The sequence below is a fragment of the Mixta sp. genome (genome assembly GCF_024610815.1).
In the GTDB taxonomy this organism is placed as follows: domain Bacteria; phylum Pseudomonadota; class Gammaproteobacteria; order Enterobacterales; family Enterobacteriaceae; genus Mixta; species Mixta calida.
In genome coordinates this window covers 1-14332 of the sequence record NZ_JANION010000034.1, presented here as the reverse complement: position 1 = coordinate 14332, position 14332 = coordinate 1, and the positions used below count along the sequence as shown (strand labels likewise).

Genomic DNA, 14332 nt, shown 5'->3' with positions numbered 1-14332 from the left:
AATAGATCGTAAACAACGTGAAATAAGATCAAACAGGAATGAATAAAAAAAACGGGCCTGTAAAACAGACCCGTCAGAAGGGGAGATTAATTACGTACCCAGCCTTTTCTGATCGGCAGGGAAAAAAGCAGACGATAAATCTGATGCAGGAGTTTCATTAAAGGTTGGCCATACCAGGGCCAGGCCATCTGCGAAAACAGACAGCCCAGTACTCCTACCAGCAGCCCGCCCAGCATATCCATCGGCCAGTGAACGCCGAGAAAAACGCGCGACCAGGCGATAGCGATGCCGATTGCCAGCAGCAGCACGCCCGACCAGAGGCGGTGCCAGAAGATAAACGCCAGCGCAAAAGTGAAAATGGTGGTGCCATGATCGCTGGGATAAGAATCATCCGGCGCGTGCGACAGGAACTGGTGTCCAAAACCAATGGCAAAAGGGCGCGGGTGAGGGAACAGTTGGCCGACGCACCAGGAGATCGCCAGCGCATAGAGCAGGGCGATGCCGGTTTTCAAGACCAGCTCCCGAATGCCGCTATGCGGTCCCCAGAGCCACAGCGCGACAATCAGCATCGGGACAATGGCAATTAAATCTTTGGCGATAAACGTCGCCAGTTCCAGTAACCAGGCCGGAGAGTCCGGCGTGGCGTTGATCCAGAGAAACAGCGTCCGGTTCAACTCTTCCATCATTATATCTTCCTCGTCTTATCTGTCAGGCGCGTTACACACCCATAAACCAACAACTGCGCCAGCCAAACCCACCAGCCAGACCATAAATTATGGGAAAGGAAGTGCGCGCCGCGCATCATCTGGCCATAACCCATCACTAAACCCAGCGCGATTGCGCCGCCCCAACAGAGCCAGGCCATTCTGGGACGCGTCGGCCAGTAAAGAAAAAACAGCGCCATCAGACTAAAGCCGCTTGAGGCGTGCCCACCGGGAAAACAACGCCCAGGCCCGCTTTCCATCGGCACGGCGCCGAGCAGCGGATAAGAGAACGCTTTACCGCCGAACTGCACCAGATCCCAGGGGCAGGAGTGCGCGCTTGTCGCTTTCAACACGCCCACAGCCAGCGACCCGACGCCGATCAACAGCGCTACCAGCACCCAGCGCGGCTGACGACGAATCAGGCCCGCCAGCAGCAGCGCAACGCCGATGACAATGACGATATCCTTCAACAGGCGATGATTGATCAGATCCAGCCAACGGTTATCCTTCCAGGGAAATTGCTGCGTCATGGGATCGAACCAGTAACCGGTCAGCGCCATATCCAGGCTCCCGTCGCGCGCCAGCCACAAAAACAGCAGGCCAAAAACCGCCAGAAAAACAGCATGGATAGCGTAGAAGCGTCCCGGCAAAGGGTAAAGCGCCTTAATCCTAATCGGAGGGGATGTTGCGGGTTGGTTTAACTTTGATGTCAGTTGCATGACCGTGCCTGCAAAGGGAACAGGCTGGCTATAGTGACGATCGGTCCTTAAGAAAACATTAAGAGAAGGCGACGAAAAGCAGGCATAAAAAAACCCGCTAATCAGAGATTAACGGGCTCCACAATTTGGGGATTTCAAAGAAAAGCAGTGGCACATATTGAGACTGCCAGCCATGAAAGAAGTTCGCACAAAAAATAAAATATTTTTTAGCCGCCCAGCGCCGGCCAGATAATTACAATCAGCGTGCCCGCCAGCGTCAGTAAAACGTTAGCGATAGCGTAGGTTCCGGCATAGCCCAGCGCCGGGATATTGCTGCGCGCGGTATCGCTGATAATCTCCATCGCCGGGGCGCAGGTGCGCGCGCCCATGATGGCGCCGAACAGCAGGGCGCGGTTCATGCGCAGCACGTAGGCGCCGAACAGGTAGCAGAGCACCACCGGCAGCAGGCTCACCGCCAGGCCGCTCACCAGCATAAGCAGGCCGGTTTCGCCCAGGCCTTTCCCCAGGCCGCTGCCGGCGCTGAGTCCGACGCCGGCCATAAACACCATCAGGCCGAACTCTTTCACCATCGTCAGCGCGCCCTGCGGGATATAGCCGAAGGTTGGATGGTTGGCACGCAGAAAGCCCAGCATGATGCCGGCGAACAGCAGGCCGGCGGCGTTGCCGATGCCGAAGCTGAAGGCGCTGAACTGGAAGCTCACCATGCCGATCATCAGACCTATGATAAAAAAGGCGCAAAAAGCGAGCAGGTCGGTCACCTGACTGTGAATAGAGATAAAGCCGATGCGATCGGCAAGGCTCTTTACACGGCGCGCTTCGCCGCTGACCTGCAGCACGTCGCCTTTATTCAGCATGATGCTGTCGTCGATCGGCATCTCAATCTGGCTGCGGATAACGCGGTTAAGGAAGCAGCCGTGATCGGTCAGCTTCAGATGACTGAGACGCTTGTTGACCGCATTGTGGTTTTTCACCACGATCTCTTCGGTGACGATGCGCATATCGAGCAGATCGCGGTCGAACACCTCTTTACCGTTGCGGAAGCTGGGATCGAGACGCGCATGGGCGTCGGGATAGCCCACCAGCGAAATTTCATCGCCCAACTGCAGCACCGCGTCGCCGTCGGGACTGGCCAGAATGCCGTTGCGGCGGATACGTTCGATATAGCAACCCGTCTGGCGGTAGATGCCCAGCTCGCGCAGATTTTTTCCGTCCGCCCAGGCGACCAGTTCAGGGCCGACGCGGTAGGCGCGGATCACCGGCAGATAGACTTTTCGCTGGCTGTCGGCGTCGAGACCGCGTTCGCGGGCGATCTGCTGCGCGCAGGTAGGCAGATCCTGATGCTGCAGGCGCGGCAGGTAGCGGGCGCCGAAGATCAGGCTGACCAGGCCGACCAGGTAGGTCAGGGCATAGCCGAGGCTGAGGTGATCCTGCATCTGGCCGAGCAGCGGGCTGTCGCTCATTGACTGCCGTAGCGTATCGCCGGCGCCGACCAGCACCGGCGTAGAGGTCATTGCGCCCGCCAGCATCCCCGCCGTCAGGCCGATATCCCAGCCGAACGCTTTGCCCAGCGCCAGCGCCAGCAGCATGGCGCTGCTGACCATCACCAGCGCCAGCATCAGGTAGTTTTTGCCGTCGCGGAAAAAAATAGAGAAGAAATTGGGCCCGGCCTCGACGCCTACGCAAAAAATAAACAGCATAAAGCCCAGACTCAGCGCATTGGTATTAATGCCAAAGTGCTGCTGGCCCAGTATAAGCGAAACCACTAAAACACCAATGGAATTACCCAGTTGCACCGAGCCGAGGCGTAATTTACCCAGACAGAGGCCTAAAGCCAGCACGACGAATAATAACAAAATATCATTACGGCTTAACAAATCTGCGACGTTTATATTCACGTATTAACTTCTTGTTTACCAGTAACTTGTTGAAAGACCTGAATTTCCAGGCTAACGTTATTTCCTGTAAGCGCGATGATGGACCGGGCAGTGGCCCGTCCGGAAAGCGATATTCAGGGGCATATGTAAAGTGGCGCTTATTTTATTCATTTATTCTTCAGACCTCCAGTAGAAAGCCAGAGTAAAAACAAAATATTTATTAACTTTTTCCTGTTAATTGTTTAACAGCTTTTTCAGAAACGCTTATTTTTTGACGGTCCTGGGTAGCAGAAATAAATGAGGAAATTCTATGCTGTTGTATGGCGTCCGCTGGCCGGGCGTAATGATTTGTATGACGCTTTACTGCGCGACCTTCCTGCTGGCGCGCTATAGCGGCGAAGACACGTCTGGCTACTCTTCGGAGCAGACCGGGCTGCTGCTGTTTATGCTGCCGGGCCTGGTCGCGGCGTTGATAAATCGTCGGACGCCGCTGAGCCACGCGCTGCTGGCGGCGCTGGCGGCGACGCCGTGCTGCCTGCTGATCGGCTTCAGTCATGCGTTTATTTCTCAGTCGCTGTTGCAGGAGCTGGCCTGGCTGACCAGCGCCATATTCTGGTGCGGCTTCGGCGCGCTGCTGGTGATGCTGTGGCGTACCCTGACCGCCTCGCGCACAACGCGCTGACGCGTTGGCCAGGCCAGCGCCACGGTCTTGCGTTAAGCCCGCTGTCGCGATGGCGCGTCAGACGCATAAAAAAACCGGCGCGCCTGAGCGGGCCGGTTTTTTACGCCGCTGATTTACCTTTACAGCGCGACGCCCAGGTTCGCTTTGCTCCAGGCGTTGAAGTCGGTAAAGCCGCCGATGTGCTGGGTATCGACGAAAATCTGCGGCACAGTTTCTACCGGCTTACCGACTTTCTCTTCCAGATCTTTCTTGGTAATGCCTTCCGCCTGAATGTCAACGTAGCGGAAGTTGAAGTCTTCACGCTCTGCGGTCAGCTTTTCCGCCAGATCTTTCGCACGTACGCAGTAGGGGCAGCCGGGACGGCCAAAAATCACTGCAAGCATCGTTATCTCCTTTGTCTCTCATTTTTGTGTGAATTATGTCACACTTTTAAGCTAGCTGAACGCATCATCGCGCCGGGCCTTCCCCTCTGTAAAGAAGGCTGTGCCTGTTGCTACAATGCATACAGGCTATGCGTCATTGTGCCAGTTACGCTTTAATATGAAACCCCCGTTTCGTTTGCGGGATGCCAAAAGGGAGAAATCCGGTGAAACGTGCTCTGCAGTTGCCTAAAACGGTGCTGGCGCTGGAAGCTGTCGGCATCCTGCTGCTGATTCTGGCTTTTCTACTTGTGCAGCATCTGGTGGCGCTGCCTGTCGGCTGGTCCGGCCGGCGCATCGCCACCGCGCTGATTTTTACCGGCATTGTCCTGATGCTGCCCGCCGCCGTCGCGCTGATGTGGCGCATGGCGCAGGCTATCGCGCCTGAGCTTTTCGGCCGCCGCCGCGACGATGCCTCATCGAAACCTACCGGAGATTCACATGACGCCGACCATTGAACTGTTACGTGCGCATCGTTCGATTCGTGCTTTTACCGATCAACCGATTAGCGATGAACAGCGTGAGGCGATTATCGCCGCTGCGCAGTCGGCTTCCACGTCCAGCTTTTTACAATGCTCATCCATTATTCGTATTACCGACAAGGCGCTGCGCGAACAGCTGGTGACGCTGACCGGCGGCCAGCATTATGTGGCGCAGGCGGCGGAGTTCTGGGTGTTCTGCGCCGATTTTCAGCGCAATCTGCAAATCTGTCCTGAGGCGCAGCTCGGTCTGGCGGAACAGCTGCTGCTGGGCTGCGTCGATACGGCGATTATGGGACAGAACGCGATGATCGCCGCCGAGTCGCTCGGACTGGGCGGCGTCTATATCGGCGGCATCCGCAACAGCATCGGGCAGGTGACCGAGTTGCTCGGCCTGCCGCAGCATGTGCTGCCGCTGTTCGGCATGTGCCTCGGCTGGCCGCAGCAGGAGCCCGATCTGAAGCCGCGCATGCCCGCCAGCATGCTGGTGCATGAAAATCGCTATCATCCGCTCGATCCAGTGCAGCTGGACGCCTACGATCGTGAGCTGGAAGCCTATTATCAGCAGCGCGACAGCAACCAGCGCAGCGACAATTTCAGCAACCATATTCGTCGCACCATCGTGCGTGAAAGCCGTCCCTTTATTCTCGACTACCTGCACAAGCAGGGTTGGGCAACGCGGTAATTTCAGGCGGAGACCTTCGGGTGAAAATTGCCATCCTTTCCCGTGACGCATCGCTTTACTCCTGTAAACGTCTGCGTGAGGCTGCGCGGGGGCGCGGCCACCAGGTGGAGATCGTCGACCCGCTCTCCTGCTATATGAATATCAATCCCGCCTCGGCGGCGGTGCACTATCGCGGACGGGCGCTGGATGATTTCGATGCGGTGATCCCGCGCATCGGCTCAGCTATCACCTTTTACGGCACCGCGGTGCTGCGCCAGTTCGAGCTGTGCGGCAGCTACCCGTTGAACGAATCGGTGGCGATCACCCGCGCGCGCGACAAGCTGCGTTCGCTGCAGCTGCTGGCGCGACAGGGAATTGATATGCCGGTCACCGGCTTCGCCCATTCGCCCGACGACACCAGCGATCTGATCGATATGGTGGGCGGCGCGCCGCTGGTGGTGAAGCTGGTAGAGGGCACGCAGGGCATCGGCGTGGTGCTGGCGGAGACGCGCCAGGCGGCGGAAAGCGTTATTGACGCCTTTCGCGGCCTTAACGCGCACATTCTGGTGCAGGAATTTATAAAAGAGGCGAAAGGGCGCGATATTCGCTGCCTGGTGATCGGCAACGAAGTGGTGGCTGCTATCGAACGCGAGGCGAAAGAGGGCGATTTTCGCTCTAACCTGCATCGCGGCGGCCGCGCCCGCTGCGTGGAGATCACCCCGCGCGAGCGCGAAATCGCGGTGAAGGCGGCGGCCACGCTGGGGCTGGACGTGGCGGGCGTCGATATTCTGCGCGCGCAGCGCGGCCCGCTGGTGATGGAGGTCAACGCTTCGCCGGGACTGGAGGGCATCGAAAAAACCACCGGTTTGAATATTGCCGCCATGATGATCGACTGGATTGAGCAGCACGCCCAACCCGGTTTCAGTCTGAAAACCGGTGGTTGAATCGCCTTTTTGACCGGCGGACGTGGTTTTCAGGTTGCTTTTTCCGTAAGCTATTGCGCTTATTTCAACGCGGTATAGGGCAGTAGCATATGGATTCACTCGTCGTTCCAGACTTAGACGTATTACGACGTTGGCTGGATCAGCAAAGCATTACCTGGTTTGAATGCGACGCCTGTCAGGCGCTGCATCTGCCGCACATGCAGAATTTCGATGGCGTTTTCGATGCCAAAATCGATTTGGTCGATAACGTCATTCTGTTTTCCGCCCTTGCAGAGGTGAAGCCCACGGCGCTGATTCCGCTCGTGGGGGATCTGTCGCAAATCAACGCCGCGTCGCTGACGGTGAAAGCGTTTCTGGATATTCAGGATGATAATCTGCCGAAGCTGATTGTCTGTCAGTCACTGTTGATCGAAGCCGGTATTACCTACGGTCAGTTCGTCCATTTTCTGCGTCAGAGCGAAGAGCAGATCTCAATGGTGATTATGGAAGCCTTCGCCAATAATTTGCTGTTGATGGGGGAAGAAGATGAACCTGTCGCGCCCGATCAGCGTTTGCCCGTTCTGCACTGATTCTCTCTTCAGCCGTTATTTCCTCTTTTTCCGCGCCCCTTCCCGCTTTTCCAGCCGGGGAAGCGGCGCACTTCACATTTTTATGCTGCGTTTAGGCCTTTAATGCCACATATTTCTCGCCGTTTATGCTGGTCTGGCATATCACATAGGTGAAACATGCATAAATAATCGATAAAAGGCGTTTTTTACTCTGGGGTATGGCCTGAATGCCAGCATGCGGCTATGCTTGCGGGGCTGCATCGTGGGTGCGGTAAACCGCACGCGGCGCGCGGCGTTTTCTCAGCAGCCAGCACTGAATAACGATTCACTGTCACAGCTGATACGCAAGGGGAGGCCGGCCGGCTTCTTCTGTTCTGCATCTGAAGTTTGATCCCGATTCTGGAGGAAGGAAACATGTTAAACAACCACGGCAAGAAATGGTTGTCTGGTGTGGTGGCTGGCGTGCTGATGGCGGCTTCCGCCGGCGCTATGGCGGAACAGAAAACCCTGCACGTTTATAACTGGTCAGATTATATCTCGCCCGATACCGTTCCCGATTTCGAGAAGCAGACCGGCATTAAAGTGGTTTATGACGTGTTTGATTCCAACGAAGTGCTGGAAGGCAAACTGATGGCTGGCAGCACCGGCTACGACGTGGTGGTGCCGTCATCGAGCTTTCTGGCGCGTCAGCTGCAGTCCGGCGTTTTCCAGCCGCTCGATAAGAGCAAGCTGCCTAACTACAAGAACCTCGATCCTGAGCTGCTGAAAAAGGTTGAACAGCACGATCCGGGCAATAAATACGCAATCCCTTATCTGTGGGCCACCACCGGCATCGGCTATAACGTCGATAAGGTGAAGGCGGTGCTGGGCAAAGACGCGCCGGTCGACAGCTGGGATCTGGTGCTGAAGCCGGAAAATCTTGAGAAACTGAAAAGCTGCGGCGTCTCTTTCCTTGACGCGCCGGAGGAGATTTTCGCCACCGTGCTGAACTACCTCGGTAAAGATCCCAACAGCAGCGACGCGAAGGATTACTCCGGCGCGGCGACCGATCTGCTGCTGAAGCTGCGTCCGAATATTCGCTATTTCCACTCCTCGCAGTACATCAACGATCTGGCTAACGGCAACACCTGCGTGGCGATCGGCTGGGCGGGCGACGTGTTGCAGGCGAAAAACCGCGCGGCGGAAGCGAAAAACGGCGTCAATATCGCCTACAGCATTCCGAAAGAGGGCGCGCTGGCCTTCTTCGATATGATGGCGATCCCGAAAGACGCGAAAAACCTCGATGAAGCCTATCAATGGCTGAACTACATCATGGACCCGAAAGTGATTGCGCACATTTCCGACAAGATGTTCTACGCTAACGGTAACAAGGCGTCGCTGCCGCTGGTGAGCGAAGCGGTGCGCAACAACCCTGGCATTTTCCCTACGCCGGAAACTATGTCCAGGCTGTTCGTGCTGAAAGTGCAGGAACCTAAACTGGACCGTGTGCGCACTCGCGCATGGACCAAAGTAAAAAGCGGTAAGTAATTCGCAAACGCGAATACCCATCGCAGGCTAAAGACAACAGAGGCGCGGTTCCGGCCTCTGTTGTCTTATTTGTGCGGCCCCGTGCCGTGAGTGTCCGCTTAGCGCCGGAGAGTAAAGTTAGTGAACGACGCGATCCCCCGTCCTCCCCATAAAACGGCAAAGGCCCTGACGCCGCTGCTGGAGATCCGCAACCTGACCAAATCGTTTGATGGCCAGCACGCCGTCGATGACGTCAGCCTGACGATTTATAAAGGCGAAATTTTTGCGCTGCTCGGCGCTTCGGGCTGCGGCAAATCTACCCTGTTGCGCATGCTGGCGGGGTTTGAAGCGCCGACCCACGGCCAGATCCTGCTCGACGGGCAGGATCTTTCCCATGTGCCGCCTTACCAGCGCCCGATCAATATGATGTTCCAGTCCTATGCGCTGTTTCCCCATATGACGGTGGAACAGAATATCGCCTTCGGCCTGAAGCAGGACAAGCTGCCGAAGGGCGAAATCAGCAGCCGCGTGGCGGAAATGCTGGCGCTGGTGCATATGCAGGAGTTTGCGAAGCGCAAGCCGCACCAGCTTTCCGGCGGCCAGCGTCAACGCGTGGCGCTGGCGCGTAGCCTGGCGAAGCGTCCCAAGCTGCTGCTGCTGGATGAGCCAATGGGCGCGCTGGATAAGAAACTGCGTGACCGCATGCAGCTGGAGGTAGTGGATATCCTTGAGCGCGTCGGCGCCACCTGCGTGATGGTGACGCACGATCAGGAAGAGGCGATGACTATGGCGGGCCGCATCGCCATTATGAACCGCGGCAAATTCGTTCAGATCGGCGAGCCGGAGGAGATCTATGAGCATCCCACCAGCCGCTACAGCGCCGAATTTATCGGCTCGGTTAACGTCTTTGAGGGGCTGCTGCGCGAGCGGCGCGAAGATGGCCTGGTCATCGACAGCCCTGGTTTGGTGCATCCGCTGAAGGTCGCTTCCGACGTGTCGATCATGGATAACGTGCCGGTCTCTATCGCGCTGCGTCCTGAAAAAGTGATGCTTTGCGAGCAGGTGCCGGAAGATGGCTGCAACTTCGCCGTCGGCGAGGTGGTGCATATCGCCTATCTGGGCGATCTGTCGATTTATCATGTACGGCTGCACAGCGGACAGATGATCAGCGCGCAGCTTCAGAACGCGCATCGCTTCCGTCAGGGCGCGCCGACCTGGGGCGATGAAGTGCGTCTCAGTTGGGACGCCGACAGCTGCGTCGTACTGACGGTATAAGAGGGCGCATATGAAACAACCTGTTGCCGCGGCGCAGCCCGGCGCCTTCGGCCGCACGCTGACGCGGCTGAAAATGGCTCACGGACGCAAGCTGGCGATCGCGCTGCCCTATTTCTGGCTGGTGCTGTTCTTCCTGCTGCCGTTCCTGATCGTGCTGAAGATCAGCTTTTCCGAGATCGCGCGCGCTATTCCGCCTTATACCGATCTGATTACCTGGGCGGACGACCAGCTGACGCTGGTGTTCAATCTGGGGAATTATCTCCAGCTGACGGACGATCCGCTTTACGTCGACGCCTATTTACAGTCGCTGAAGGTGGCGGCGATTTCGACGCTGATCTGCCTGGTGGTAGGCTACCCGCTCGCCTGGGCGGTGGCGCAAAGCCCCGCCTCGGTGCGCAATATCCTGCTGCTGCTGGTGATCCTGCCGTCATGGACTTCCTTTCTGGTGCGCGTTTACGCCTGGATGGGGCTGTTGAACAGCAACGGTATCCTTAACCGCTTTTTAATGTGGCTGGGGGTTATCGATCATCCGCTGGCGATCCTCTATACCAATACGGCGGTCTATATCGGCATTGTCTACTGCTATCTGCCGTTTATGGTGCTGCCGATCTACACCGCGCTGACGCGCATCGACTATTCGCTGGTGGAAGCCTCGCTCGACCTGGGCGCGCGTCCGCTGAAAACCTTTTTTAGCGTGATCGTGCCGCTGACGAAGAACGGCATTATCGCCGGGTCGATGCTGGTGTTTATTCCGGCGGTAGGGGAGTACGTGATCCCTGAACTGCTGGGCGGGCCGGACAGCATAATGATCGGCCGCATCCTGTGGCAGGAGTTTTTCAATAACCGCGACTGGCCGGTCGCCTCGGCGCTGGCGGTGATTATCCTGCTGATTTTGATTCTGCCGATCATCTGGTTCCACAAGCATCAAAACAAAACCCTGGAGGAGAAGGCATGAGCAATCTGCCCGCTGTTCGTTCGCCATGGCGGCTGGTGATTCTGCTGCTGTGCTTCAGCTTCCTTTATGCGCCGATGTTGCTGCTGGTGGTCTACTCGTTCAACAGTTCGCAGCTGGTGACCGTCTGGGAGAGCTTCTCGCTGCACTGGTACCGGGTGCTGTTCCAGGACAGCGCGATGATCAGCGCGGTGACGCTGAGCCTGACCATCGCCGCGCTTAGCGCCACGATGGCGGTGGTGCTGGGCACGATCGCGGCGGTGGTGATCGTGCGCTTCGGCCGTTTCAAGGGCTCGACCGGCTTCGCCTTTATGCTTACCGCGCCGCTGGTGATGCCCGATGTGATCACCGGCCTGTCGCTGCTGCTGCTGTTTGTAGCGATGGGGCATGCGTTGGGCTGGCCAGGCGATCGCGGCATGCTGACCATCTGGCTGGCGCACGTCACCTTCTGCACCGCTTACGTCTCGGTGGTGATCAACTCGCGCTTGCGCGAGCTGGATCGCTCGATTGAGGAAGCGGCGATGGACCTGGGCGCGACGCCGCTGAAGGTCTTTTTCGTGATTACCGTACCGATGATCGCGCCAGCGCTGGTCACCGGCTGGCTGCTCGCTTTTACCCTGTCGCTCGACGACCTGGTGATCGCCAGCTTCGTCACCGGGCCGGGCGCCACCACGCTGCCGATGGCGATTTTCGCCACCGTGCGCCGCGGGGTGAACCCGGAGATCAACGCGCTCGCCTCGCTGATCCTGTTTGTGGTCGGGCTGGTCGGCTTTATCGCCTGGCGCTTTATGGCTCATGAAGAGAAGCAGCGGGTACGCGATATTCAGAAAGCGAGACGTAGCTAAAATCCGAAACCTTTGCCACTATTGATTGCAGGGTTCTGCAGCGTCAGACCGCGTCCGACAGAGGGGCGGCGCGGTCTGACGTACAGGGTGAACGTGGTCTGCTGCGATGCAAGGAGTCGGTGAATGTCGGAAGTTTTCAGAACCGGTAAAGTGGTTACGCGCTACCCGCAGGCGCCTGTTCCGGTCCTGATCGCCGGGCAGGCGATTATCGCCACCCGCTGCCTTAGCGTGCTGCTGCTGGCGAATGAGCTGGGCTATGACGGCGTGTCCGACTTTATTCACCGCAGCGCCCAGGCCTGGGACTCCACGCTGATTTTTTTCGCCAGTCAGATTATCTTTTTTATCGAGCTGCGCAGCGCCCTGACGTTGATGCGCGGTTCGCGTCGCGGTCGCGCCACTTATCTGATTACCCAGGCGATCATGCTGCTCTATCTCTGGGCCGCGTCGATGGGCTGGATCTATCCCGAAATCTTCAGCCTCAGCGGGGCGGGCAGCATCGATATTTTGCATAATCTGCTGCTGCATAAAATGCCCGATCTGCTGGTGCTGGCGCTGCTGTTTTTGCCCGCCGCCAGCCGGCAATTTTTTCAGCGAAACTGAGTGGCTGATGCTACAATCCTGCCCCGCAAACCGGCACACCCACTCATCACAGGTTTAATCATGCATTGCGCGCTTTACGATGCAGACCGCTGTCGCTCCTGTCAGTGGCTGATACTCCCTTATCCCCAACAGCTGCGGCAGAAGCAGGATCATTTGCAGGCGCTGCTCACCGATATAACGGTCGGCGAATGGCGTTCGCCGGTGAGCTCGCCGCAGCAGGCGTTTCGCAACAAGGCGAAAATGGTGGTAAGCGGCAGCGTCGAGCGCCCGGTGCTGGGCATCGTACAGCGCGACGGCAGCCCGGTCGATCTCACCGCCTGTCCGCTCTATCCCGCCAGCTTTGCGCCAGTGTTCGAGGTGCTGAAGCCCTTTATCGCCCGCGCCGGTCTGACGCCCTATAACGTGACGCGGCGGCGCGGCGAGCTGAAGTTCCTGCTGTTGAGCGAAAGCGCGCTCGACGGCAGGCTGATGCTGCGCTTTGTGCTGCGATCGCAGGCGAAGCTGGACCAGCTGCGCGCCGCGCTGCCGTGGTTACAGCAGCAGCTGCCGCAGCTGTCGGTGATCTCCGCCAATATCCAGCCGGTGCATATGGCGATTCTGGAAGGGGAGGAGGAGATCGCGCTGACGGAAAATCAGGCGCTGGCGGAACAGCTGAATCACGTCCCGCTCTGGATTCGGCCGCGCAGCTTTTTTCAGACCAACCCGGCGGTGGCGGCGCAGCTGTATGACACCGCGCGTCAGTGGGTCAGCGAGCTGAATATCCATGCCATGTGGGATCTTTTCTGCGGCGTCGGCGGTTTTGGGCTGCATTGCGCCACGCCGGAGATGCGCCTGACCGGGATTGAGATCAGCACCGAGGCGATTGCCTGCGCGCAGCGTTCGGCGCAGCAGCTTGGACTGAAAAAGGTGCAGTTTGCGGCGCTCGACTCCACGCGCTTCGCCACGGGCGAAGAGGCGGTGCCGGAGCTGGTGCTTGTTAATCCGCCGCGTCGCGGCATCGGCGCCGAACTGTGCGATTATCTGAGTCGTATGGCGCCGGCATGGCTGCTCTATTCCAGCTGCAACGCTGAGACTATGGCGCAGGATATTGCCCGTCTGGAGAACTATCGCGTGCTGCGCGTGCAGCTGTTCGATATGTTTCCGCATACCGCGCACTATGAGGTGTTGACGCTGCTGCAACGCAGGTAAGGAACAAGGCGGCGCGCGGCTTAAAGCGTTGCCGACGCGTCCGCCAGAGGCGTTACCGGCCAACAGTCGGGCCGGTAAAGAAGGTCAGTGCAAGCACGTTGATCGGCAGATAGCCCGACAGGCGATCAATGGGCAAACCACTTGTCGTTAATCTTTTGCAGCGTGCCGTCCGCTTTGATCGCCGCCAGCGCGTCGTTCAGCTTTTTCAGCAGCGCCTGGTTGTCAGGGCGCACCGCGATGCCGAGGCCGGTACCGAAATATTGCGGGTCGGTGACCGGCTGGCCAACAGTGCCCAGCTGCGGATTCGCCTTCAGCCACTCATTCACTACCGCCGTATCGCCGAATACACCGTCAAGACGGCCATTTTTCAGATCAAGGATGGCGTTCTGATAGCTGTCGTAGGCTACCGGAACCACTTCAGGATGCTTATCCTGCAAATAACGCTGATGGGTGGTGCCGTTTTCCATGCCGATGCGTTTCCCCTTCAGCGCTTCCATCGTCGGATATTTTCCTTTCGCCGCAATCACCACCGCTGAGTTGGCGTAGTAGGGCTGGGTAAAGGCGACCTGTTTGCTGCGCTCCGGCGTAATATCCATCCCGGAAATGACCGCATCATAGCGACGAAACTTCAGCGCCGGGATCAGGCTGTCGAAGGCATTGTTAGTAAAGGTGCACTCCGCTTTGATCTGTTGGCACAGCGCGTTAGCCAGATCAATATCGAAACCGACAATCTGGTTATCGCTGTTGAGCGATTCAAAAGGCGGGTAGGTTGCGGAGGAGGCGAAACGAATTTTTTCCGCTGCGCCTGCATTCATTGCCACGCCCGCCAGCATGGCGGCCAGTAACCATTTCTTCATCGGGACTGCTCCTGTTTTCATTATGCTATTTGCCCAGCGGCGGAAAACAAGATGCCATTTAATGCATGTTTATGCA

General features: G+C 57.8%; 16 protein-coding genes. 11 read left to right on the top strand and 5 right to left on the bottom strand.

The genetic code is table 11. The features are described from left to right. Positions 1 to 86: 86 nt before the first annotated feature. The 3 genes from ybjG to MYY08_RS01935 all read right to left on the bottom strand — a co-directional run bounded on the left by ybjG (position 87) and on the right by MYY08_RS01935 (position 3318). Complete coding sequence (gene ybjG, locus MYY08_RS01945) at positions 87 to 683, bottom strand: undecaprenyl-diphosphate phosphatase (protein WP_038630068.1); 597 nt, start codon at positions 681 to 683, stop codon at positions 87 to 89. Positions 684 to 685: 2 nt separating this feature from the next. Then, the gene (locus MYY08_RS01940) at positions 686 to 1423 is read right to left on the bottom strand and encodes a phosphatase PAP2 family protein (RefSeq protein WP_038627136.1); all 738 of its coding nucleotides are present in this window, start codon (positions 1421 to 1423) and stop codon (positions 686 to 688) included. Positions 1424 to 1629: 206 nt separating this feature from the next. Continuing rightward, entirely contained in the window at positions 1630 to 3318 is a 1689-nt protein-coding gene (locus MYY08_RS01935) for an aspartate:alanine antiporter (protein WP_038627134.1), read from the bottom strand. Positions 3319 to 3607: 289 nt separating this feature from the next. On the opposite strand from MYY08_RS01935, the gene ybjM reads away from it, so the two are divergent. After that, complete coding sequence (ybjM, locus tag MYY08_RS01930) at positions 3608 to 3979, top strand: inner membrane protein YbjM (protein ID WP_038627133.1); 372 nt, start codon at positions 3608 to 3610, stop codon at positions 3977 to 3979. 119 nt (positions 3980 to 4098) lie between these two features. Here the strand turns inward: ybjM and MYY08_RS01925 are convergent, their stop codons facing one another. Continuing rightward, positions 4099 to 4362, bottom strand: coding sequence for a GrxA family glutaredoxin (locus MYY08_RS01925; protein ID WP_038627131.1), 264 nt, complete (start codon positions 4360 to 4362; stop codon positions 4099 to 4101). A gap of 203 nt (positions 4363 to 4565) precedes the next feature. On the opposite strand from MYY08_RS01925, the gene MYY08_RS01920 reads away from it, so the two are divergent. The 10 genes from MYY08_RS01920 to rlmC all read left to right on the top strand — a co-directional run bounded on the left by MYY08_RS01920 (position 4566) and on the right by rlmC (position 13399). Next, positions 4566 to 4856, top strand: a complete 291-nt coding sequence (locus MYY08_RS01920; RefSeq protein ID WP_038627128.1) for a DUF1418 family protein — start codon at positions 4566 to 4568, stop codon at positions 4854 to 4856. Beyond that, positions 4840 to 5562 (top strand): oxygen-insensitive NADPH nitroreductase, encoded by a 723-nt coding sequence (gene nfsA, locus MYY08_RS01915; RefSeq protein ID WP_038627127.1) that lies wholly within the window; start codon positions 4840 to 4842, stop codon positions 5560 to 5562. The genes MYY08_RS01920 and nfsA overlap by 17 nt, the downstream gene beginning before the upstream one ends. Before the next feature lie 20 nt (positions 5563 to 5582). After that, on the top strand, positions 5583 to 6485 hold the full coding sequence (rimK, locus tag MYY08_RS01910; RefSeq protein ID WP_038627125.1) for a 30S ribosomal protein S6--L-glutamate ligase: 903 nt from the start codon (positions 5583 to 5585) through the stop codon (positions 6483 to 6485). A gap of 89 nt (positions 6486 to 6574) precedes the next feature. After that, positions 6575 to 7054: a YbjN domain-containing protein gene (locus MYY08_RS01905; RefSeq protein WP_038627122.1), complete on the top strand. Its 480-nt coding sequence runs from the start codon at positions 6575 to 6577 to the stop codon at positions 7052 to 7054. A 393-nt stretch (positions 7055 to 7447) separates the two neighbouring features. Then, positions 7448 to 8560: a spermidine/putrescine ABC transporter substrate-binding protein PotF gene (potF, locus tag MYY08_RS01900; RefSeq protein ID WP_038627120.1), complete on the top strand. Its 1113-nt coding sequence runs from the start codon at positions 7448 to 7450 to the stop codon at positions 8558 to 8560. Positions 8561 to 8680: 120 nt separating this feature from the next. Next, a complete protein-coding gene (potG, locus tag MYY08_RS01895) occupies positions 8681 to 9814 on the top strand; it encodes a putrescine ABC transporter ATP-binding subunit PotG (protein ID WP_038627118.1) in 1134 nt (377 codons plus the stop codon). A 10-nt stretch (positions 9815 to 9824) separates the two neighbouring features. Continuing rightward, positions 9825 to 10769 carry a putrescine ABC transporter permease PotH gene (gene potH, locus MYY08_RS01890; RefSeq protein ID WP_038627115.1) on the top strand — a complete coding sequence of 315 codons (945 nt, stop codon included), beginning with the start codon at positions 9825 to 9827 and terminating at the stop codon, positions 10767 to 10769. Continuing rightward, positions 10766 to 11611 carry a putrescine ABC transporter permease PotI gene (gene potI, locus MYY08_RS01885; RefSeq protein ID WP_038627113.1) on the top strand — a complete coding sequence of 282 codons (846 nt, stop codon included), beginning with the start codon at positions 10766 to 10768 and terminating at the stop codon, positions 11609 to 11611. Before potH ends, potI begins: the two co-directional genes overlap by 4 nt. Before the next feature lie 123 nt (positions 11612 to 11734). Beyond that, on the top strand, positions 11735 to 12211 hold the full coding sequence (locus MYY08_RS01880) for a YbjO family protein (RefSeq protein ID WP_288012758.1): 477 nt from the start codon (positions 11735 to 11737) through the stop codon (positions 12209 to 12211). A 60-nt stretch (positions 12212 to 12271) separates the two neighbouring features. Continuing rightward, positions 12272 to 13399 carry a 23S rRNA (uracil(747)-C(5))-methyltransferase RlmC gene (rlmC, locus tag MYY08_RS01875; protein ID WP_288012755.1) on the top strand — a complete coding sequence of 376 codons (1128 nt, stop codon included), beginning with the start codon at positions 12272 to 12274 and terminating at the stop codon, positions 13397 to 13399. A 125-nt stretch (positions 13400 to 13524) separates the two neighbouring features. Here rlmC and MYY08_RS01870 read toward each other — a convergent pair whose 3' ends face one another. After that, a complete protein-coding gene (locus tag MYY08_RS01870) occupies positions 13525 to 14256 on the bottom strand; it encodes an arginine ABC transporter substrate-binding protein (protein ID WP_038627107.1) in 732 nt (243 codons plus the stop codon). Positions 14257 to 14332: the final 76 nt, after the last annotated feature.